The sequence below is a fragment of the Brucella lupini genome (assembly GCF_002252535.1).
In the GTDB taxonomy this organism is placed as follows: domain Bacteria; phylum Pseudomonadota; class Alphaproteobacteria; order Rhizobiales; family Rhizobiaceae; genus Brucella; species Brucella anthropi.
Genome location: NZ_NNRN01000039.1, coordinates 34,781 through 56,289, shown reverse-complemented (window position 1 = coordinate 56,289; position 21,509 = coordinate 34,781). Strand labels below are relative to the sequence as shown.

The following is a 21,509-nucleotide window of genomic DNA, read 5'->3' as shown; positions in this document are numbered from 1 at the left end:
TATGCATGGGATCGGCGCTGTCTTCCATGCGTGGTCAAACCATTTCACTCATGGAGATGCGTTATGCATTATTCTGCAGCGGCTGATCGCTATCAGTCAGATATGATCTATCGCCGCACCGGTCGGAGCGGTATCGACCTGCCAGCGATATCGCTTGGCCTCTGGCACAATTTCGGTGGCCGGGATGTCTACGAAAACGGTCGCGCGATTCTCCGTCGCGCCTTCGATCTGGGCGTGACCCATTTCGATCTAGCGAACAATTATGGCCCGCCTCCCGGATCTGCCGAAGAAAACTTCGGTCGCATCATGACCAGCGATTTTCGACCTTATCGCGATGAGATGATTATCTCATCGAAAGCCGGTTGGGACATGTGGCCGGGGCCTTACGGTGGCATTGGCGGCAGCCGCAAATATCTGATTGCCAGTCTCGACCAGTCGCTGCAGCGGATGGGTCTCGACTATGTCGACATCTTCTATTCGCACCGTGTCGATGCCACGACGCCTCTGGAAGAGACGATGGGAGCGCTCGCGCATCTGCATCGCCAGGGCAAGGCGCTTTATGTCGGTATTTCGAGCTATTCGCCGGAACTGACGCTGAAGGCGGCGGCGATCCTGAAGGAAGAGCGCGTGCCGCTTTTCATTCACCAGCCGAATTACAACATGTTCAATCGCTGGATCGAGAATGGGCTTCTCGATACGCTGGATGAACTGGGCACCGGTTGCATCGTGTTTTCGCCGCTGGCTCAGGGTTTGCTGACATCGCGCTATCTGAACGGCATTCCGGAAGGTGCGCGGGCGAATCAGGGCGGCTCCCTGAAAGCCAGCGCAGAGAACGAAGAACTGCTGGGGCGCATCCGGGCATTGAACGTCATTGCGGAGCGTCGTGGACAGACTTTGGCCCAGATGGCAATTGCGTGGACGCTTCGCGATCCGCACGTCACCTCTTCGCTCATCGGGGCAAGCTCGGTCGCGCAGCTTGAAAACTCTTTGGGTGCTTTGAAGGGACTGGAATTCAGTGCCGAGGAACTGGCTGAAATTGACCAGTATGCGCATGATGGCGGAACCGACTGGTGGAAGAGCTCGACTTCGCTTTGAGCGTTAAGTTTAACGAACAAAATGATAAAAGGCCGTACGCTTTGCGTGCGGCCTTTTTGCTGGAGCGCATCCCGAAAAGTGTGAAACGGTTTTCGGGATGCGCTCCAAAACAAATATTGAGAGCGCCGATCTGATTCAATCAGATCGAAATGCGCTCTAGGAATAAGATGCGGCGAAAGCAATTCACGTGGCGAGATGAAATTGCTATAGGCGAGAGGGGTTCACGGCTGGCGCACGATCCCGCGCCAAGTCTGGCCTTCGGGGGAAGTATATTCGAGAAGATGTCGCTGCGGTCTATTAAGGGCAGTTTGAAATATCCGCTGATCCGTGCGGGGCTGGAGGCTATTGCCTTTTCCGGTGCGTCGGCGCTTTTCCCTTCTGCCGGTGGGCGCGGTGTCGTCTTCACGATGCATCACGTCAAACCGGAAGATGCGACAGATCGGTCAGACCCCAACGCCATTCTTTCGATTACGCCGCAAACGCTTGAAATGGCGATAGAAGCGGCATTGGAAGCGGGCCTTGTGCCGGTGCATTTGCATGACTTGCCGAGGCTGCTTTCCGAACAAGGCAGCACCCGGAAATATGTCGCCTTCACGCTGGACGACGGTTATCGGAACAATGCAGACTTCGCGGCCCCTGTGTTTGCCAGATACAGCATTCCCTACACGATTTTCATCACGACGGGTTTCGTGGAACGCAAGCGATCCATGTGGTGGCGGACCATTGCGGCTCTGGTGACGGAGGCCGACAGTTTCCAGTTCGACTTTGGCGGCGGTGTTCTCGATGTGCGCGCAGCAACTCCGGCCCAGAAATCAGCGGCCTTTGCCCAGCTTGTGCAGTTCATGCAGTGTTTCGACGAAGACGAGGCAGTAGCCCGCATAGATGCAGCTGCACAGACGGTCGGGATCGACGCAATTTCCCTTGTCGATGAATCGGTGATGAACCCATCGGAATTGCGCGCTCTTGCGCTCGATCCGCTTGTGCATCTTGGCGCGCACACTGTCACTCATGTCAATTTACGTCGTGTCGACGACGAAAGACTGGCCAAGGAAATCGCTGACTCGACCGAATCAGTAGGAGGCTATGCTGGTTACAGGCCGCGATCCTTTGCCTATCCATATGGATGGAAGGCGGCCGTTGGCGAACGCGAGATCAGGGCGGTTTCAGAAGGCGGGTTCGATGTGGGCGTGACCACCCAGCCCGGTGTGCTGCAGCAAACAGGTGTTATGCCAGCCGCAGCGATTCCGCGTATTTCACTCAACGGCTATTTTCAGAAGAAACGCTATATAAAGGTGCTTGTTTCAGGCCTGCCGTTCAAGCTGCTCTAGCAATAGTCCATTTCCAGAAATACTGCCCTGAAACACGAAAGGCCGCCTGTCGGCAGCCTTCGTAAAACCTGAACTAAAGAAAAACTGGAGCGGGCGAAGGGATTCGAACCCTCGACCCCAACCTTGGCAAGGTTGTGCTCTACCCCTGAGCTACACCCGCTCGCGCCAGTCATTCCGGAAACCGTTCGTTTCCGTCAGGCAGGCGCTATATGGACCAACGCTCCGGAGATTGCAACAGGGAAATTTGCTTCTTTGTGCAAGATATTTTCCGGTTCCCTCCAAAGCTGTGGATGAAGTCAACGCCCGAGACGTGTGACGCTGATCAGCGAGGCAAACAGCGCGAAGCCGGACGCGAAGAAGAGAATATAGGGTGTCCCTTCCACTCCCCATTGCGACAGCAGAAAGGCGACGAAAGCCGCCCCCAGCGATTGGCCGAGAAGGCGCGCCGTGCCCAGCATGCCGCTGGCGGCCCCGCTGCGTGAGCGCGGTGTCGAGGTAATCATCATGCGATTGTTCGGTGCCTGAAAGAGGCCGAAACCAATTCCGCAAATTGCCATGCGCCAGCATATATCCGGGATCGACGGATGTTCCGGCAGCATGCCGACCAGAGCAAGGCCGATGGCGAATATGATGAGCCCAAGCAGGCCCAGAATTGCCGGTGAATGCTTGTCGGACAGTTTTCCCGAAAGCGGTGCGACGATGGCAAGCGCAATGGGCCAGGGCATCATCAGGAAACCAACCTCGATCGGCCTGAAGCCAAAGACGACCTGAAAGAGGAACGGCAGTGAGATGAATGCCATCATCTGCGCCAGAAACGACATGATCGAAGTGCAGATGGAAAGCGTAAAGACGGGAATGCGCAAGAGGTCGAGCGGCAGCAGCGGATCGGCCATGCGCAGCGACCGCCGTGTGAGAAGAACAGCTGCGGTTACGCAGCCCACCGCCTGCAACAGTACGACGAAGGAACCGATTTCGTTGCCTGCACTGTCAATAGTCGTGACCAGAAGGCCGAAGGTGAGCGCTGACAGGATGGCGCTGACCACGTCGAACTTGCGTGCGGAGCGCTCATTCTCGGGCAGGCTTTTGAGGCCCATCAGGACGGCAGCAACGCCGAGTGGAATATTGATGACGAAAAGCCACGGCCAGCTCAGGGACGATAGCATGACACCGGCAAGCGTCGGCCCGATGGTCGATGAAACGGCGACGAAGAGTGCATTGAGGCCGATGGCTGTACCGAATTTCGCCTGCGGCACCGTATAGCGCAAAAGGGCGGTGTTGACGCTCATCAGGCCTGCTGCACCCAGTCCCTGTATGATGCGGGCGAAAGTGAGCGCTTCCAGTGAGCGTGAGAAAACGCAGGCGACGGAAGCGACGGTGAATAATGCCACGCCGCCAAGATAGACACGCCTGTAGCCATAGATTTCGCCAAGTGCTGCAAGCGGAAGCAGGGTGACCACAATTGCAAGCTGGTAGCCGTTGACGATCCAGATTGAGGCTGCAGGACCGGCCGAAAAATCGGCGGCAATCGTCGGGAGGGCGACATTTGCGATAGTGCCATCGATGACGGCAAGCGTCAGGCCCACCATCAGGGTTGCCCATGCCCAATAGATTCTCGGCTTGGGCAAACCGTCCGGAGCGACGGACGTGCCTTGATGGATCGCGGTTTCGTGCTTCATATTATGACCAGTATTCGGATTAATATGGCTGGCGCTTCCATGTTCGCCGGAACCGCTTCAAATGCCAAAAATAAAAACAGGTTTCCTATAACCTTAACCCTATTGGGAAGGTCAGCAAGCTATCTAGCCGAAAATTGCCTGCCGAAAACCGTTTTCGGGCCATAAACTGGCCGGGTAACGCTATTGTGTGCCACTTTCCGCTGGAACCGGCAGTTTCATCACATGCGCATATTTGTGCGGATTGAAGCTCAGATAGAGCGGGCAGATGCTTGCGACCAGAACGAGGTGCAAGATCCAGCCGGAAGCAAAAGAGCCGGTCAGCCCATGCAGGAAAGCGGTTGCGACGGGACCGAGAGCTGCGATCAGAAAGCCACCGCCCTGCATCATGGCAGCCAGTGCGCCTGCTTCTTCCGGTTTGGGCAGGTGATCGAGCGATGTAATCATGGCGAGTGCGAAGCTGCCGCCGAGACCTGCGCCGCAGATCGCAGACCAGAAGAAAGGCGAAAGCTGGGGTGCCAAGGCAAGGCCTGCAAAGCCAACTGCCTGCATAGCCAATGTCAACAGCAGCCACGGGCGGCGGTCGGTACTGTGGCGGGCGACGAGCGGCAGTCCGAAAGCCGCTAGCGCCTGTGCAACAGCCATCGCCGCGACGAGATTGCCGGTGGTGGAGGCAGCAAGCCCTAGCGATTGATAATAGGGCGCGAGCCAGGCGACCATGGACGAGTAGCCCGCATTGACGAGACCGAAAGCAGCCATCAGCACCCAGGTGCGAGGGCGCTGCAGCAGGTGCCCGGTTATTCCGGATTTTTTGCCCGACGATGACGTTTCGCGAAGAATGGGCAGTGCCGTTAGCAAGGCCAGCACTGCGGGAATTGCAAGGACGGAAAGGGCGAAGCGCCAGTTATGCTGGCTGCCTGCAAGCCATGGTGTCAGCCGCGCGCCGAGAGCTCCGCCGCCCATTATCATGGCAGAATAGAGCCCTGTCACGGTGGCGATGCTTGACGGGAAATTGGCCTTGATGAGGCCGGGCATCAAGGCCTGAATCATTGCAACGCCAGCACCGCACAGAACGGCGGTTAGCACCAGCGAAACGCCGTCCGGCACAAAACCGCGCAGGAGGGAGCCTGCTGCAAGGATGGTAAGTGCTGCGAACATGCTGCGCCGGGTGCCGAACAGCGACTGGATGCGCGGGGCGGCGAAAGCGCCAAGCCCCATCAGCATCATTGGCAGGAAGGTGAGCAGGGAAAGCGCACCAAAGCCCATTCCGGTATCGGCTGCGATATTCGAAAGTACCGGCCCCGGCGCGGTCAGGAACGGACGCAGGTTGAGGCCGATCAGGACGACGAGCGTGATGAGGGCGAGGCTTGCTGTGTTCTTGCTGCCGGTCGCCGGATGAATGGTAGTCTGCATGTTTCAGGCGCCAGTCTTCTTCTTGCTTTCCCATACTTGGTAGAGGTCAGGATCGTTTTCCGGTGGGGAATGTTCGAAACTGATGCTGGTCTGCGCGCCGAGGGGCTTGGCGAGTTCAGCGGCGATTTTTGCGGTTGAAAGGCCGAAGGGTTCGGCCTGCTCATTGGAATAGGCGAAGCGGATTTTTTCAATACCCGCCATGCGCATCGCGGCAAAGCACATGGGGCAGGGCTGGCCGCTGGCATAGACTTCACAGCCGTCGAGACGTGGCGATTGCAGCGTCTTGCCCGCCGCGCGCAGTGCCAGCATTTCGGCATGGGCGGTGGGATCGCAATCGGCCTGCATGCGATTGACGCCTGTGGCGATGACCTTGCCGCCCTTGACGACCACGGCGCCGAACGGGCGTCCGCCTTGTTCGACATTGTCGAAGGCGAGCCTTATGGCCTGATCGAGATATGTGCGGTCGTTGCTCATTTCGCGCCAGCCTTTTCCAGCATGGTCACCATCGGCGCAAAGCCGCGGCTGCGGGCATGCTGAAGCGGCGTGACGCCGTCATTATCTGCCAGATTGACGTCGGCCCCTGCATCAATGAGAAGCTTCACGATATCGACGTGGCGCTGGCCGCCGTCGCCGAGCATGATGGTTTCGAGGAGCGCCGTCCAGCCAAGATTATTGACGTGATCGACCTTGACGCCCGCCTCGATCAGCGTGCGCACCGTTTCGACATGGCCGCGTTCGGAGGCGGGAATGAGTGCAGTTCCGCCATAGCGATTGGTGCTCTTCAGGTCCGCACCGTGCGCAAGCGTCATCTTGAGGATTTCGAGGTGTCCGCGCGCGCCAGCATAAAGATAGGGGCTGTCCTTGATGGCATCCTTGGCATTGACGTCGGCGCCAGCATCAATGAGCGCATGGGCGACATCGACATGATTGGCATGGGTGGCCGCCAGAAGCGCCGTCTCGCCATTCTTGCCGTGCGCTTCGAGGTCCGCTCCGGTCTTGATGGCTGCATTGACCGCAGCCAGATCGCCAGCTGCTGCGGCCTGAAGAAGAGACGTTTCGGTCTGTGCATGGGCTTGGGCTGCCGCGTGGTGGCCCGGCAATGTCGGTTCGGTCATAACTATCGTCCCTGCAATCAATGCCAAGGCACTCAAGCTGAATATTGTTTGACGCATCGGCTGGTTCTCCTGCTTGTTGCGTTCATACAAGCAGGGTGTCATATTTGGAAATTAAATGTTGAACTGATATCCAGTGGGTTCATGAATACTTCTTTCAATCTCGATCTTTTGCGGGCCTTTGTGGCTGTTGTCGACAGCCGTAGTTTTACGGCTGCGGCCTTGCAGCTGCACTCGACCCAATCGACCATAAGCCAGAAGATCATGCGGCTGGAGGAAGCTGTTGGACAGGCGCTTCTGGAACGTGCCCGGCATGATGTGCGCCCGACGGATGCAGGCGAAAAGTTGCTGGGCTATGCGCGCCGTATTCTGCACTTGCATGACGAGGCGGCAGCCGCGATGACCGGCACAGCACTTGCTGCCGTGTTCCGCCTCGGCCTGCCGGAGGATTTCGCCTCACGGCTGGTTACGCCTGCGCTGGCGCGTTTCATGCGCACACATCCCAACACGAAACTCGAAGTGACGAGCGGTCTCAGCCGTGACTTGCAGAAAGGTTTCGAAACCGGTGAGTTTGACCTTGTCATGGTGAAACAAAAACGTGGCGAAACGGTTGGGACCATGCACTGGCCGGAGCCGCTGTCCTGGCTCGATAGCGCCGATTTTCCCGTTTCCCACGTTGATCCGCTGCCACTCGTCGTGTTTCCACCGAACGGGCTTTATCGCAGCGACATGACGGAGGCTCTCGATCGGGTGGGCAGGCGCTGGCATGTGGTTTTCACCAGCTCCAGTCTGGCGAGTATTCAAAGTGCGGTCGCCGAGGGGCTGGGTGTCAGCCTGCTGCCGACGCGTGTTGCGCTTCCCGGTCATCAGGTGGTGCCTGCCGCAGCAGGATTGCCGTTCGTCGAGCCGATGGAAATTGTCATCCGGCACATGGACAACGGCCCCGACCAGATCCGTCAGCTTGCCGAAATGCTGGCGGAGATTGTCGGAGACTGAGAAGGTTTCAGACAGGCCGCCGACCCGTGCTTTCCCTCGACAATTGCTTGCTCTGATTGATTGTATCGTTTCGAGTGCCTTTCACGAAATTTCCGGTCTTTCATTCTCTGTTTAATTTCTGAAAAGCACATCCGTTTTCAGATTGACTGATTTTGTATCCAGGATATTGTTTCCAGAAAAGTTGGGAGGCTTTTCTATTGGCGGCTTTTGAATGGCGCAGTCAGACCCGTTTGCTGGACGAAGTGGCAGAGGCACTTCGTGAGCGAATCTATGCTGGTGACTATGCGCCGGGCGCGATACTCAGGCAGGAACATATAGCGGCTGAGTTCGGCATCAGCCGGACGCCCTTGCGTGAAGCCTTGCGCGTTCTGGAGCGTGACGGGCTCGTCATTCACCTGCCAGGTCGGGGGGTGCGTGTCGCTTCCGCCGATCTCACCCGTCTGATCGATGCTTATGCCGTGCGCGAAGTGCTGGACGGTGTGGCCGCGCGCTTTGCCGCCGAGCGGGCGAGCGATGCGGATATTGCAAAACTGCGTGCGCATGTTGCGGGACAGGGCACGGTCGTCGATCCATGGGATGCGAAAGCCTATACCCAGTCCAATGTTGATTTCCATATGGCGGTGATGAACACCGCGGGCAATGCCTCGCTGATCGCCTTCGTGCCGCTTCTGCGGATGACATCGCAGGTTTTTGCGCCTTCGTTCTCGTTGTCCGTCGACAGGGCGCGCGATGCGATCCGCGAACATGGAGCCATTGTCGAAGCCATCGCTTCGCGCGACGGCGAAGAAGCCGAGCGGCGGGCGCGGGCGCATATCCGCGCCACAACCGCGAGACTTGAGGCGGAAATGCCTCTTCGGGAGAATGAAAATGAAACATGAGAACAAGACGGGAGGAGCCGGCTTGCTCCGTTATGGCAATTTCATCGCAGGCGAATGGCAGGATGCCGTTGGCGGCGAGCATATCACGCTCCGAAATCCTTCCGACGGCAGCGATCTTGCGCTGATTGCGCGCGGCACCAAGGCTGATATCGATCTGGCGGTGGCTGCAGCCCGTAACGCGCTTTCCGGCGATTGGGGCAAGCTGACGGCGACCGAGCGCGGTCGTGTGCTGCACCGCATTTCAGAAGAGGTGTTGAAGAACATTGATCTTCTCACCGATCTGGAATCGAAAGATGTCGGCAAGCCGGTCACACAGGCGCGTGCCGATGTGGTGGCGCTGGCGCGTTACCTCGAATTTTATGGCGCTTCTGCCGACAAGGTGCATGGCGACACGCTGCCTTATCAGAATGGTTTTACGGTTCTGTCGATTTATGAGCCGCATGGCGTCACGGGGCACATCATTCCGTGGAACTACCCGATGCAGATTCTGGGCCGCAGCCTTGGCGCAGCGCTTGCCATGGGCAATGCAGCCGTGGTCAAACCTGCTGAAGAAGCCTGCCTGACCATTCTGGAATTTGCGAAAATTGCCGAAAAGGCCGGTCTGCCGAAGGGCGCGCTCAATGTCGTGACCGGACTTGGTGTAGAAGCGGGTGCGGCGCTCTCCGAACATCCAGACGTCAATCATATTTCCTTCACGGGGTCAGTGCGTACTGGCGAGCTCATTCAGGCAGCGGCTGCGAAGAACACCGTGCCGGTGACGCTGGAACTTGGTGGCAAGTCTCCGCAGATCGTTTTCGCTGATGCCGATCTCGACCGCGCTTTGCCGTTTCTGGTCAATGCAGGCATTCAGAATGCCGGTCAGACCTGCTCGGCGTCGTCGCGTATTCTCGTCGAGCGCAGCATTTATGAAGAAATCGTGGCTCGTATGAGCGAGCGTTATCGCGCATTGAAGGTTGGCCCGGCAGGCGACGATTTGTCAGTTGGTCCGGTTGTCTCGCAGCGCCAGAAAGCAATTATCGAAGGCTATCTAGATCTTGCGAAAGAGAGCGGTCTGGCGATTGCTGCGCAAGGCGTTTTGGCAGAAGACGCGCCGGAAGGTGGCGCCTATGTCCTGCCGACCCTGATCCGTGACGTGCCTGCCAATCATCGTCTGGCGCAGGAAGAAATCTTCGGTCCGGTGCAGGTCATCCTGCCTTTTGATACCGAAGAAGAAGCCATCGCGATTGCCAATGGCACATCCTATGGCCTCGTCTGCGGCATCTGGACCAATGACGGCGGACGCCAATTCCGCCTCGCGCATGCCATCCATGCCGGTCAGGTGTTCATCAATAATTACGGCGCTGGCGGCGGTATCGAACTGCCGTTCGGCGGCGTCAAGAAATCCGGCCATGGCCGTGAAAAGGGTTTTGAGGCGCTTTACGGATTTGCCTCGCTGAAGACGATTTCCGTGTATCACGGTTAAGGAGAAGCATAGTGTCGCTTGAAGGTAAGGTCGCGCTCATCACGGGAGCAGGTTCGGGGTTTGGCGAAGGCATGGCAAAGCGCTTCGCTGATGGTGGCGCGAAAGTCGTCATCGTTGACCGCGACAAGGCGGGAGCCGAGCGCGTCGCAGGCGAAATCGGCGATGCGGCGCTGGCCGTGGCGGCCGATATTTCCAGGGAAGCCGATGTCGATGCGGCGGTAGAGGCTGCTCTGTCGAAATTCGGCAAGGTCGATATTCTGATCAACAATGCCGGTATCGGTCACAAGCCGCAAAATGCCGAACTGGTGGAGCCGGAAGAGTTCGACCGCATTCTCGGCGTCAATGTGCGCGGCGTTTATCTGATGACGCGCAAGCTCATTCCGCATTTCAAGGGCAATGGTGCCAAGGGCGAAGACTGCGTTATTCTGAATGTCGCTTCGACCGGCGCTGGGCGCCCGCGCCCGAACCTCGCCTGGTACAATGCCACCAAGGGCTGGGTCGTTTCCGTGACCAAGGCGCTGGCTATCGAGCTTGCTCCAGCAAAGATTCGCGTGGTTGCACTGAACCCGGTTGCCGGTGAAACGCCGCTTCTCACCACCTTCATGGGCGAAGACACCGAGGAAATCCGTAAAAAATTCCGCGATTCCATCCCGATGGGCCGCCTGTTGAAACCCGACGATCTGGCTGAAGCGGCGGCTTTCCTTTGCTCGCCCGCTGCCTCTATGATTACCGGGGTTGCGCTCGACGTGGATGGCGGGCGTTCGATTTAAAAAAGAGACGAGGGGAGCCAAAGAGGAACAATGGGTAAACTGCTGAAAGCCGGGCTGATAACAGCCGCGATGCTGGCATCGATCAACGGTGCATTTGCGAAAGATACGCTGGTGGTCGGCGAAGTGCTTGAGCCGCCGGGCCTCGATCCGACCGCCAATGCCGCCGCCGGTATCCGGCAGGTTACCTATGCCAACCTTTATGAAGGTCTGGTGCGCATCGTCGAAGACGGCACGGTGAAGCCGCTTCTGGCCGAAAGCTGGACTGTCTCCGATGACAAGAAAATCTATACGTTCAAGCTGCGTCAGGGCGTGAAGTTTCATGACGGCACGCCATTCGACTGCTCGGTGGTGAAATTCTCCTATGAGCGCGCTGTCGCTCCAGATTCCACCAATGCGCAGAAGGGCCTGTTTGCGCCGATTGAAAGCACGCAATGCCCTGACCCGGCGACCGCCGTTGTCACGCTGAAGCGCCCGACCTCGAATTTCCTGTTCAATATGGGCTGGGGTGACGCGGTCATGGTCGCGCCGAATTCGGCTGCCGACAACAAGACCAAGCCTGTGGGCACGGGTCCGTTCAAGTTCAAGCGCTGGGTGCAGGGCGACCGCGTCGAGCTGGAACGCAACGCGGATTATTGGGGTGAGCCTGCAAAGCTCTCTGCCGTCACATTCCGCTTCGTCAGCGATCCGTCGGCTGCTGCGGCTGCCATCCTTGCCGGTGACATCGACGTGTTCCCGATGTTTCAGGCGCCGGAGCTTATCAGCCGCTTCAAGAGCGACGACAAGCTGCAGGTCGAAGTGGGCGATACGGCAGGCAAGGTGCTGCTGTCGCTCAACAATGCCAAGGCGCCTTTCGATAATGTGAAGGTGCGTCAGGCGCTGGCTCATGCCATCGACAGCAAGGCGCTGATCGAAGGCGTTTATTCAGGTTTCGGTACGCCCATTGGCTCGCATTATGCGCCGGTCGATCCGGGCTATGTCGATCTGTCGGAAACCTATCCGTATGATCCGGCCAAGGCGAAGCAGTTGCTGGAAGAGGCTGGCGTTCCGACTGGCACATCGATCACCATCACGCTTCCACCTCCGGCCTATGCACGTCGCGGCGGTGAGATCATTGCGGCCATGTTGGCGGAAGTTGGCATTCAGGCCAATCTCGTACCGATCGAGTTTGCACAATGGCTGGATCAGGTGTTCAAGCGCTCGGATTTCGATGCGACGATCATCGCGCACACCGAAGCGCGCGATCTCGATATCTATGCCCGCGACAAATACTACTTCAACTATAACAACCCGGAATATAAGGCGCTCTACAAGGCCTATGCCGAGGCCGGAAGCGACGAGGAACAGCTCGAACTCGTGAAAAAGTTGCAGGAAAAACTTGCTGCTGACGAGCCGAACATCTTCCTCTATGCGCTGCCGAAAATCGGTGTGTGGAACAAGAACGTGAAGGGTCTGTGGAAGAACATGCCGATCCCGGCTGACGATCTGACGCAAGCCTATTGGGCTGAATAAAAAGAACTCCGCCCCGGCGCGCAGGCAAAGGGGCGGGAAACAACACGAATGGCCGTGCACCCCATAAAGATAAGGGGAGGGCGTGCGGTGAGTTGGAATGTGGAAAGCGGGTATCCGTCTTTTCAAGGAGGTCGCTTTGCTGGCTTACATATCCGGGCGGTTGGTTTCGCTCCTGCTGACGACGCTTGCGGCTTCCGTCATCGTCTTTCTGCTGATGCAGGTGCTGCCGGGTGATCCGGCGGCGGTTATCCTCGGCATCAATGCGCAGCCTGAAACGCTGGCAGCCCTTCACAAGCAGCTCGGCCTCGATCAGCCGCTCTGGTGGCGCTATCTTTCGTGGATTGGCGGTTTTCTGAAAGGTGATTTCGGCACGAGCTACACATACTCCGTGCCGATCAGCGAATTGCTCGGACCTCGCGTCATGGTCACGCTGCCGCTGGCTTTGCTTTCCATGATCCTGTCCGTTGCTGTTGCTATTCCGGTTGGCGTCTATGCGGCATCCAAGCGCGGCAAGACCGGCGATGTGCTTTCCATGGGCGTGGCGCAGGTCGGCGTCGCCATCCCGAATTTCTGGCTTGGCCTGCTCTTGATCCTCCTGTTTGCCTTGCAGCTCGGCTGGTTTCCGGCCTCGGGCTTTGCGGGGTGGGAAGGCGGCTTCTGGAACGGTATCCGCTCGCTGTTCCTGCCTGCGCTGGCCCTTGCCTTGCCGCTTGCTGCAATTCTTGCTCGCGTGACACGCTCCGCCGTTATTGAAACACTCGGCGAAGACTTCGTGCGTACTGCACGCGCCAAGGGGCTCACACGCAACGCTGCACTCTGGCGTCACGCAGTGCCCAATGCACTGATCCCGGTTGTCACCATCATCGGCCTGCAATTCTCCTTTCTGCTGGCGGGAACCATCATCATCGAAAACGTCTTCAATCTGCCCGGCCTTGGAAGGCTGGTATTTCAGGCCATCGCGCAGCGCGATCTCGTCACCGTGCAGTCGCTGGTGACGCTGCTCGCCGCTTCCGTGATCGCGGTCAATTTCATTGTCGATCTTGTCTATGGCTTCATCGATCCGCGCCTTTCGACGGGAGGCAGCCGATGAGTGAAACGCAGACTCTCCCGAAACCGGGTGTGTTCAAAACAGTGCTGCTGAGCCGCAGCCTGGCTGTCGGTACACTGATCACAGTCATCCTCGTCGCGATGGCCGTCATCTCCTATGTCTGGACGCCATATTCGCCGACCGCCATGAACTTCCGTGACAAATTGCAAGGTCCGAGTTTCAGCCATCTGTTCGGCACGGATAATTTCGGGCGCGACGTGTTTTCCATGATTATGGTCGGCGCGCGCAATTCCATCGCGGTGTCAATCATCGCCGTGCTGGTCGGTGCCGGTATCGGTATTCCGCTTGGTGCCTTCGCGGCTGCACGTGGCGGCATGGTGGACGGCTTTGTCATGCGCATGACCGATCTCGCCTTTGCGTTTCCGGCGCTTCTTACCGCCGTCATCATCACCGCTATTTTCGGGCCCGGCGCCGTCAATGCGATGATCGCCATCGGCATTTTCAATATCCCGGTGTTTGCGCGTGTCACACGTGGCGCATCACTGGGCCTGTGGAAGCGGGAATATGTGCAGGCTGCGCGTTGCGCCGGGCGTGGCGATGTGTCGATCACGCTTTTGCATGTGCTGCCCAATATCAACCATGTGCTGATCGTGCAGGCGACGATCCAGTTCGCACTCGCCATCGTTGCCGAGGCGGGCCTTTCCTATGTCGGGCTTGGCACCCAGCCGCCAATGCCAAGCTGGGGCAAGATGCTCAACGATGCACAGACCTTTATCTATGATGCGCCATGGCTCGCCATTTTCCCCGGCCTTGCTATCACGCTCGCCGTGCTTGGTCTCAACATGCTGGGCGACGGATTGCGCGATGTGCTCGACCCGCGCGTCAGGAGGCAGAGATGACAGCACCCCTGCTCGAAATGGACAATATGTCCGTTGAATTGCCTATCGGTCTCAAGGTTGCGGATATCGTGTCCGATATTACACTGACGCTCAATCGCGGCGAACGCCTTGGCGTGGTGGGTGAGTCCGGCAGCGGTAAGTCGATTACCGCCCTTGCCGCCATGGGGCTGTTGCCTGACCGGATGCGCGTGCGCGGCACGCTGCGTTTCGACGGTGAGGATCTGGCAAGCAAGCCGGAAGCGGAACTGTGCAGGATGCGCGGACGGCGCATGGCGATGATCTTTCAGGAACCGATGACCGCGCTCAATCCGGTCAAGACCATCGGCGCACAGATTGCCGAAGGTCGCCGTCTGCACTTAAGCGAAAGCCGGGCCGATGCGGAGCGTAAGGCGCGCGAGCTTCTGGATCGCGTGGGGCTGCCTGCGCCGCGCTTCAATCTTGATCTTTACCCGCACCAGCTTTCCGGCGGACAACGCCAGCGCGTGATGATCGCCATGGCGATTGCCTGCGAGCCTGATTTGCTGATCGCCGATGAGCCGACCACCGCGCTCGATGTGACTGTACAGGCGCAGATCCTCGATCTCATGGATGAACTGATCGACGAAACCGGCACGGCCCTGATGCTGATCACCCATGATCTCGGCGTCGTTTCGGAAATGACTGATCGGATTGCGGTCATGTATGCGGGCCGCATCGTTGAGACCGGGCGCACGGAAGCCGTCTTCCATCGTATGGCGCATCCTTATGCTAGGGGGCTGTTCCAGGCTTCTCCACATGGGGCGGCACTTGTGCGCAGCCATGGCACGGGACGCCAGCGCCTTGCGGCCATCCCCGGCGTGGTGCCTGATCCGCTGGCGCGTCCGCCCTATTGCACCTTTGCTGACCGCTGCGCCTTCGTGCAGGACGATTGTCGAAAGGCGATACCGGGGCTGGATTTCATCGCCGAGAATGACGGCATCGCGCATCGCGCCGCCTGTATTCACCCGCGAGACGGCGAGGTGGTGTTATGAGCAACATGATCTTGCAGGTGCGCGATGTGGTGCGCGAATATCAATTGCCGCGAGCATCCTTCTTTTCACGAACGAGCGCGTTGCGCGTTCTGCATGGTGTGAATGTGGAGATTGAAGCAGGGCAAAGCCTTGGCATTGTCGGCGAAAGCGGTTCCGGAAAATCCACGCTGGCTCGCGCCGTGATGGGGTTGGAACGCCCGCAATCGGGGCAGATTCTCATCAACGGTCAGGATATCTACGCGCTGGATCGCTCGGGCCTGCGTGAGGCACGCAAGGGCTTTCAGGCGATTTTTCAGGACCCTTATGGGTCGCTTGATCCACGCCATACGGTCAAACGCATCATCTCCGAGCCGATTGTTTCGCTGGAGCGTGGCACAAACGCCAAAGAACGTGACGACCGCGTGGCTGAAGTGCTGGAAGCGGTTGGGCTGCCCAAGGCTTCGGCGGAAAAATATCCGCATGAGTTTTCCGGTGGGCAGCGCCAGCGCATTGCCATCGCGCGCGCCCTGATCACCAAGCCGGCGCTGATCGTTGCCGACGAGCCGGTTTCCGCGCTCGATGTTTCCATTCAGGCGCAGGTGTTGAACTTGATGATGGATTTGCAGGAAAAGTTTGGCCTGTCGTATCTTTTCATCAGCCACGATTTAGGCGTCGTGCGCGCCATCACCGACCGCGTGGCTGTCATCTATCGCGGGAATATCGTTGAGCAGGGGCCAACGAATGAGGTCTTCGACAATCCGCGGCATGAGTATACGCGCGCGCTGGTCGATGCCGTGCCAAAGCCTTTCTCCGGTCGCCGCAAGCGCGTGCGGCGATCCGATGCCACACTGAAATTGCCTGAGTGATTTGAGGAAATATCCAATGTCGAATCTCGCCGATTTGTCAGCTGTTGAACTCGTGTCCGCCTATAAGACGAAGTCGCTTTCGCCGGTCGAGGTCACGGAAGCCGTCATCACCCGTATCGAAGCCTATGAGCCGAAGCTCAATGCACTCTGGGCTTACGATCCGGATGCGGCGCGGGTTTCGGCAAAGGCTTCGGAAGCGCGCTGGTCGAAGGGGGAGCCCGCCGGACCCATCGACGGGGTGCCGCTGACGATCAAGGAAAATATCGCGACCGAGGGAACGGCGGTTCCGCTTGGCTGCGCAGCGCTGCCGCTGAAGCCTGCCGTCGCCGATGCCCCGCCTGCGGCGCGCACCCGCGAGGCTGGCGGCGTGCTGCTCGCCAAGACCACCATGCCCGATCTCGGAATGTTGTCGTCGGGCCTGTCGAGCTTCCACAAGCTTGCGCGCAATCCGTGGGATTTGAACACCAATCCGGGTGGATCGAGCGCTGGTGCGGGCAGCGCCGGTGCGGCCGGTTATGGTCCGTTGCATATCGGCACTGATATTGGTGGCTCCATCCGCCTGCCTGCGGGTTGGTGCGGTCTTGTTGGCCTGAAGCCGTCCTTCGGGCGTATCCCGATCGATCCGGCCTTTCTTGGTCGCGTTGCGGGGCCTATGACCCGCACGGTTGCCGATAGCGCGCTTTATATGTCGGTTCTGTCGAGACCGGATCGCCGCGACGGCATGAGCCTGCCCCCGCAGGATATCGACTGGATGAACCTCGGTATCGATGTAAAGGGCTTGAAGATCGGCCTTTGGTTGGATGCCGGTTTTGGCGAAGAAGTTGGCGAAGAAACGAAAGCTGCCGTGGAAGCATCGGCAAAGCTTTTTGCCGATGCTGGTGCGATCATCGAGCCGGTTGCACCATTCCTCAATCGCACCATGATCGACGGTCTTGATCGTTTCTGGCGCGCACGTTCCTGGTCGGACATCAAGAAGATGACGCCGGAAAACCGTGCGAAAATCCTGCCTTATATCTATCAGTGGACAGAGACGGCGGAAGGGCTTTCCGGCGAGGAAGTCTATCTCGGCTTTGCCCAGATGGACGCCATGCGCAATGCAGCACTTGCAGCTTCCAAGGGCTTCGACTTTATCATTTCGCCAACGGCACCCATGCCAACCTATCCGGCGGAATGGGCATCGCCGGTCAATGATCCGCAGCGCCCGTTCGAACATATCGCCTTCACCGTGGCGATGAACATGTCGGAACAACCCGCGATCTCGATCAATTGCGGCTATACATCGACGGGGCTGCCAATCGGCCTGCAGATTTTCGGCCAGCGTTTCGACGATCTCGGCGTGCTGCGGTTGGCAAAGGCTTATGAAGAGATGCGGCCAGCGCAGAAGCCGTGGCCAGTTATTGCATGATTGCCAAATCCTGCCCCTCATCCTGAGGAGGCGCGAAGCGCCGTCTCGAAGGGCGAGGGGCCATCTCCTATCCTTCGAAACGGTGATCTTCGACAAGCTCAGGTCACCTCCTCAGGATGAGGGAGATGGGGCGGGCGCTTGAGATGTGGGCGCGGTTATTTCTTCGGGCGAAGCGGCGCGCGTTCCTTGTAACGGTCCATGGCGGTGAGCTTCTGAATCAGCGGATCGGCGTCGCGCCATCCATAGATCTCGGTGCGCAGATATTCGAGTTCGGCTTCGAGTTCCTCTTCGCCGATTTCCGTCCACCACGATTTCGGACGTCCATCTGTGCCATCCGACCAACGATAGCCACGCGTCTTCAGGTGGTCTTTCATTTCGAACGGGCTGTTTTCTGCATAGACACGCATCCGCGCGTGCTGGCTTGCTTTCAGCAATTCGGCAAAGGGCGTGGTGTCGCCCGACTGTTCTTTCAGTACCGCGAGCAGGGCCTGACAGTCATCTTCGGCCCGATGGCCATTATGGAAATAGCCGCTCTGGCCGATCAGGTAGCCAAGCTTGGTGCCTTCAAAACCGCGTGCGGTCCAGTCGATTTCCTTGACCGAGCAGGCCCAAGGCTTGTTGGCGAAAGCGATTGAGAAACGCTCGAGAAACGGGCGGTCAAAACCGGCATTATGCGCGATGATGATATCGGCTTCGGCGATGAGTGCGTCCAGCTTCTCACGCGGGATCGTCTGGCCTTTCACCATGTCGTCGGTAATGCCGGTGATACGGGTAATGTCAGCGGGTATTGGCTTAGATGGCTGCTGCAGCGCACCGAACGTGGCGCAAACATCGCCGATGGAGCCGTCGTCCGCATAGCGGAAAGCAACGGCACCGATCTCGATGATTTCTTCCTGCGCGGGATTGAGGCCGGTCGTTTCCGTGTCGACGACGACGCCCAGTCGCGGAAAGGCGATCCGGTCGGCATCCGGTACTGTCGGTGGTGGATCGAGCCGCTGCAGGATGCGGTAACGTCCGCTGTCTTTCAGGCGCTGCACCATTTCCGCTTCATCGATGCCGGTCGTCTTGCCGGGCTTGGCGCGGGCAGGGCGCAGTTCTGCCCGTTCCTCTCCTTCCGCAGGGGAAAGAGCAAAAAGGTCGAACTGATGGCGCATGGAACTTCTCCGCATGGGGGAACGGGTTTGGCAAAGAATGCCATTTTGCGGTGCTGCAACCAAGGCCGCAATCGTATAAGTAACAGGTAATCATCCTGTCGAGCGGTAGCAAGGCGGGGCGCTGCGCCGGGAAAGGCATGAGGAGGGACTTCGTGGCAGATTATGATTATTGCGTCATCGGCGGCGGCATTGTCGGGCTTGCGACAGCAAAAGCCATGCAGGAAGCGGAGCCGGGCGCAAGGATCATCCTGCTGGAGAAGGAAAGCGATTTCGCGCGCCACCAGACAGGACACAATAGTGGCGTCATCCATGCCGGTATCTATTACCAACCGGGTTCATTGAAGGCGCAATTGTGCCGGGCAGGTGCGGAAGCCACGAAAGCCTTCTGCAAGCAATATTCCATTCCTTTTGAAACATGCGGCAAGCTTCTGGTCGCGACCTCTCAGCAAGAAGTCGACCGCATGGAGGCGCTCGCCAAGCGCGCGGTCCAGAACGACATCACCTTCCAGCATGTGGACCAGCAGGCTTTGCGCAAGGTCGAGCCTGCGGTTGCAGGCCTCGGGGCACTGCTCGTTCCGGCGACGGGCATTGTTGATTATGCGAAAGTATCGCGGGCGATGGCTGCGGAAATCATTGAGCGCGGCGGTGTCGTGCGGCTCAATGCGCCGGTTACGGCAATCCGGGAGGATGGCAAGGGCGTTACGGTAATGGCAAATGGCGAGACCTTGCGCGCTTCCAAGCTGGTCGCTTGCGCCGGGTTGCAGTCAGACCGCATTGCGCGGCTTGCCGGGTTGGATATCAGCCATCGCATCGTTCCTTTTCGCGGTGAATACTACACCTTGCCGAAATCGAAGGCGAATATCGTCAAGCATTTGATCTATCCGATCCCCGATCCCGACCTGCCATTTCTCGGCATTCACCTGACTCGTACGATTGACGGCGGTGTCACGGTCGGCCCGAACGCAGTTCTGGGTTTTTCGCGAGAAGGCTACGACAAAGGCAGTTTCCGTGCAGGCGATGTCGCGGATATGTCGACATTTCCCGGCTTCTGGAAGATGGCGATGAAGAACTGGCGCTCGGCTCTAGCCGAATTCAGCAATTCCGCGTCTCGCACACGCTATCTGAAAGAGTGCCGCAAATATTGCCCGACGCTGGAGCTTGCCGACCTTGGTGCGCCGGGCGCCGGAATCCGGGCGCAAGCCGTTCTTGATGACGGTACGCTGGTGCATGATTTTCTCTTCAAGGAAACGGAGAGAATGCTGCATGTGTGTAATGCGCCGTCACCGGCCGCGACGTCTTCCATACCCATCGGCCGCATGATCGCCGAAAAGCTTCTGGGGATAAATCTGAAGGTAAAAACGACATAAAAAGAGATCGTCGCCGAAGGATGTTGTTTTCAATTTATTTTTAGCAATCGCTTATTCTCAGTGTTGCTCTTTTAGGTTTTAGTGTTCATCAATATTGCAAGCTTACAACTTGACTTTGACGCTGGTTTGTAATTGCACATTGGGTTCAATTTGAAATAGCGTTTTAGCATTCTCATTTTCAACCGATTTAGGGCCTGTTCGTGAAGTTTGTGCCGCCGCTGGTAGTATTGCTGTTTGCTGCGACGATGTTAGGCATTTGGATGCTCGACACGAAGCGCAGGCATCTTTTGCTTTTCGGCCTGAGCTTCGCCAGTTTTGCTTTCGGGCTTCTGGTTCCTATCTCGCTGGTCTCGGACCGCCTGGCCCTGACCTCGCCGATTGCCACGACTTTCCATTTTCTGGGCGGCTGGCTGCTTTGCGAGGGTGTAATGATACGCATGGGCGGACGTTATTCCCGCCTTGCATCAGGCCTGATCGGGCTCGGTCTTCTTGGAGCCATGGCCTATTTCATTGCGAATGATACGAGCTATTCGCGGATTGCGCCCACTGTCCAACTGGCTCTGGGCAGTCTGGTGGCCGTGCTTTGCATTCAGGCGCGCAATCTTGCACGCCGAAGCTGGATTGAGCGCGTGCTGTTTGGTGCATTGTTGTTGTTGATGGTGCATTTCTATGCACAGGCTGGAATGGCGCTTGGGCTCCCCGCCGACATCACGCGGCCGTCAGAACTCATTCATTCGCGCTATTGGCAGGGCATCATGATATTCGGTGCCTTTGCGGGTGTCTTTGCCGGTCTGGTTCTTCTGGTGGTGACGACTTCGGATGTGGTCAAGGAATTGCAGGCAGAGCGTGACTCCGATCCGCTGACCGGTGTTCTCAATCGTCGCGGCCTTGAGCGTCATGCGACTATGCGTTTGGCCGAGGCCCAGCGTGGTGATCATGGGGTCATTATCGCGGATATAGATCACTTCAAGTCGATCAATGACGAGCTGGGTCATGCAACTGGCGATCAGGTGCTGGTTGAGTTTGCCTGCATTCTGCAAACAGTGGCAGCAAATACAACGATTGTCGGTCGCGTCGGTGGCGAAGAATTTGTTCTTCTGGTCCAGGGGGATGCCGAAACATGTGAGCGACTGGGCGATAGGCTTTGCGGGCGCGTGGCCCGACACAGTTTTCCCATGTTGCCTGCAGACCGCCGGATGACATGCAGTTTCGGCATCGCCATGGTGCGCGGCGCTGAAACATTATGGGAAACAGCAGCACGTGCCGATCTTGCCCTGATGCGGGTAAAGCACCGTGGACGCAATCGCGTTGCGGTGGAGGGGCTGGAATTCCCGAGCGCCAAACAGGGCGCTTATCTGCTGACCGCTTGAGTTGGTTTCCGAAGCCAGCTGAACCGGATTTTTTCATTCCGTAAAGGATTTGGTTACCATAATTGACGATGCTGGAGACGACCTTCCAGTCACCGCTTTGCCATGTCTTGTTCGTCTTTTTGCCGAACTGACATGCAAAGCGGTGCCGCGAAAGTTGATTTCCACTCGGATTTTG

Annotated in this window: 19 protein-coding genes and 1 tRNA gene; 14 read left to right on the top strand and 6 right to left on the bottom strand. The window is 58.1% G+C overall.

Annotation, left to right across the window (positions count from 1 at the left end; genetic code table 11):
- Window positions 1-63: 63 nt before the first annotated feature.
- Both mgrA and CES86_RS08020 read left to right on the top strand, forming a co-directional pair.
- Window positions 64-1,095 carry an L-glyceraldehyde 3-phosphate reductase gene (gene mgrA / locus CES86_RS08025; protein ID WP_094514148.1) on the top strand — a complete coding sequence of 344 codons (1,032 nt, stop codon included), beginning with the start codon at window positions 64-66 and terminating at the stop codon, window positions 1,093-1,095.
- A 281-nt stretch (window positions 1,096-1,376) separates the two neighbouring features.
- Window positions 1,377-2,423 carry a polysaccharide deacetylase family protein gene (locus tag CES86_RS08020; RefSeq protein ID WP_094514147.1) on the top strand — a complete coding sequence of 349 codons (1,047 nt, stop codon included), beginning with the start codon at window positions 1,377-1,379 and terminating at the stop codon, window positions 2,421-2,423.
- Window positions 2,424-2,508: 85 nt separating this feature from the next.
- Here CES86_RS08020 and CES86_RS08015 read toward each other — a convergent pair.
- From CES86_RS08015 to CES86_RS07995, 5 genes are all read right to left on the bottom strand, one after another.
- Window positions 2,509-2,583: transfer RNA gene (locus CES86_RS08015), tRNA-Gly, on the bottom strand.
- Window positions 2,584-2,719: 136 nt separating this feature from the next.
- On the bottom strand, window positions 2,720-4,099 hold the full coding sequence (locus CES86_RS08010) for an MFS transporter (protein WP_094514145.1): 1,380 nt from the start codon (window positions 4,097-4,099) through the stop codon (window positions 2,720-2,722).
- Window positions 4,100-4,279: 180 nt separating this feature from the next.
- Window positions 4,280-5,509: a cyanate transporter gene (locus tag CES86_RS08005; protein WP_094514144.1), complete on the bottom strand. Its 1,230-nt coding sequence runs from the start codon at window positions 5,507-5,509 to the stop codon at window positions 4,280-4,282.
- A 3-nt stretch (window positions 5,510-5,512) separates the two neighbouring features.
- Window positions 5,513-5,983, bottom strand: a complete 471-nt coding sequence (locus CES86_RS08000) for a nucleoside deaminase (protein WP_094514143.1) — start codon at window positions 5,981-5,983, stop codon at window positions 5,513-5,515.
- The gene (locus tag CES86_RS07995) at window positions 5,980-6,624 is read right to left on the bottom strand and encodes an ankyrin repeat domain-containing protein (RefSeq protein WP_235819893.1); all 645 of its coding nucleotides are present in this window, start codon (window positions 6,622-6,624) and stop codon (window positions 5,980-5,982) included. Before CES86_RS07995 ends, CES86_RS08000 begins: the two co-directional genes overlap by 4 nt.
- 141 nt (window positions 6,625-6,765) lie before the next feature.
- Here CES86_RS07995 and CES86_RS07990 point away from each other — a divergent pair, with 141 nt between their 5' ends.
- The 10 genes from CES86_RS07990 (at window position 6,766) to CES86_RS07945 (ending at window position 17,443) form a co-directional block, all read left to right on the top strand.
- Window positions 6,766-7,617 (top strand): LysR family transcriptional regulator, encoded by an 852-nt coding sequence (locus CES86_RS07990; RefSeq protein ID WP_012091388.1) that lies wholly within the window; start codon window positions 6,766-6,768, stop codon window positions 7,615-7,617.
- A gap of 197 nt (window positions 7,618-7,814) precedes the next feature.
- Window positions 7,815-8,495 (top strand): GntR family transcriptional regulator, encoded by a 681-nt coding sequence (locus tag CES86_RS07985; RefSeq protein ID WP_094514141.1) that lies wholly within the window; start codon window positions 7,815-7,817, stop codon window positions 8,493-8,495.
- Window positions 8,485-9,957 (top strand): aldehyde dehydrogenase family protein, encoded by a 1,473-nt coding sequence (locus CES86_RS07980; RefSeq protein ID WP_094514139.1) that lies wholly within the window; start codon window positions 8,485-8,487, stop codon window positions 9,955-9,957. The genes CES86_RS07985 and CES86_RS07980 overlap by 11 nt, the downstream gene beginning before the upstream one ends.
- A gap of 11 nt (window positions 9,958-9,968) precedes the next feature.
- Window positions 9,969-10,727: a glucose 1-dehydrogenase gene (locus CES86_RS07975; protein WP_094514138.1), complete on the top strand. Its 759-nt coding sequence runs from the start codon at window positions 9,969-9,971 to the stop codon at window positions 10,725-10,727.
- Window positions 10,728-10,757: 30 nt separating this feature from the next.
- On the top strand, window positions 10,758-12,236 hold the full coding sequence (locus tag CES86_RS07970; protein ID WP_094514136.1) for an ABC transporter substrate-binding protein: 1,479 nt from the start codon (window positions 10,758-10,760) through the stop codon (window positions 12,234-12,236).
- Window positions 12,237-12,372: 136 nt separating this feature from the next.
- The gene (locus CES86_RS07965; protein ID WP_094514156.1) at window positions 12,373-13,326 is read left to right on the top strand and encodes an ABC transporter permease; all 954 of its coding nucleotides are present in this window, start codon (window positions 12,373-12,375) and stop codon (window positions 13,324-13,326) included.
- A complete protein-coding gene (locus CES86_RS07960; RefSeq protein ID WP_094514135.1) occupies window positions 13,323-14,183 on the top strand; it encodes an ABC transporter permease in 861 nt (286 codons plus the stop codon). The genes CES86_RS07965 and CES86_RS07960 overlap by 4 nt, the downstream gene beginning before the upstream one ends.
- Window positions 14,180-15,193 (top strand): ABC transporter ATP-binding protein, encoded by a 1,014-nt coding sequence (locus CES86_RS07955; RefSeq protein ID WP_094514133.1) that lies wholly within the window; start codon window positions 14,180-14,182, stop codon window positions 15,191-15,193. Before CES86_RS07960 ends, CES86_RS07955 begins: the two co-directional genes overlap by 4 nt.
- Window positions 15,190-16,038 (top strand): ATP-binding cassette domain-containing protein, encoded by an 849-nt coding sequence (locus tag CES86_RS07950; protein WP_094514132.1) that lies wholly within the window; start codon window positions 15,190-15,192, stop codon window positions 16,036-16,038. The genes CES86_RS07955 and CES86_RS07950 overlap by 4 nt, the downstream gene beginning before the upstream one ends.
- 16 nt (window positions 16,039-16,054) lie before the next feature.
- Window positions 16,055-17,443, top strand: a complete 1,389-nt coding sequence (locus CES86_RS07945; protein ID WP_094514130.1) for an amidase — start codon at window positions 16,055-16,057, stop codon at window positions 17,441-17,443.
- Between the two features lie 155 nt (window positions 17,444-17,598).
- On the opposite strand, the gene CES86_RS07940 is transcribed toward CES86_RS07945, so the two are convergent.
- Window positions 17,599-18,597, bottom strand: a complete 999-nt coding sequence (locus CES86_RS07940; RefSeq protein ID WP_094514129.1) for a 3'-5' exonuclease — start codon at window positions 18,595-18,597, stop codon at window positions 17,599-17,601.
- Window positions 18,598-18,749: 152 nt separating this feature from the next.
- On the opposite strand from CES86_RS07940, the gene lhgO reads away from it, so the two are divergent.
- A complete protein-coding gene (gene lhgO / locus CES86_RS07935; RefSeq protein WP_040129106.1) occupies window positions 18,750-19,964 on the top strand; it encodes an L-2-hydroxyglutarate oxidase in 1,215 nt (404 codons plus the stop codon).
- 200 nt (window positions 19,965-20,164) lie between these two features.
- Window positions 20,165-21,334, top strand: a complete 1,170-nt coding sequence (locus CES86_RS07930; RefSeq protein WP_012091400.1) for a GGDEF domain-containing protein — start codon at window positions 20,165-20,167, stop codon at window positions 21,332-21,334.
- Window positions 21,335-21,509 lie beyond the last annotated feature (175 nt).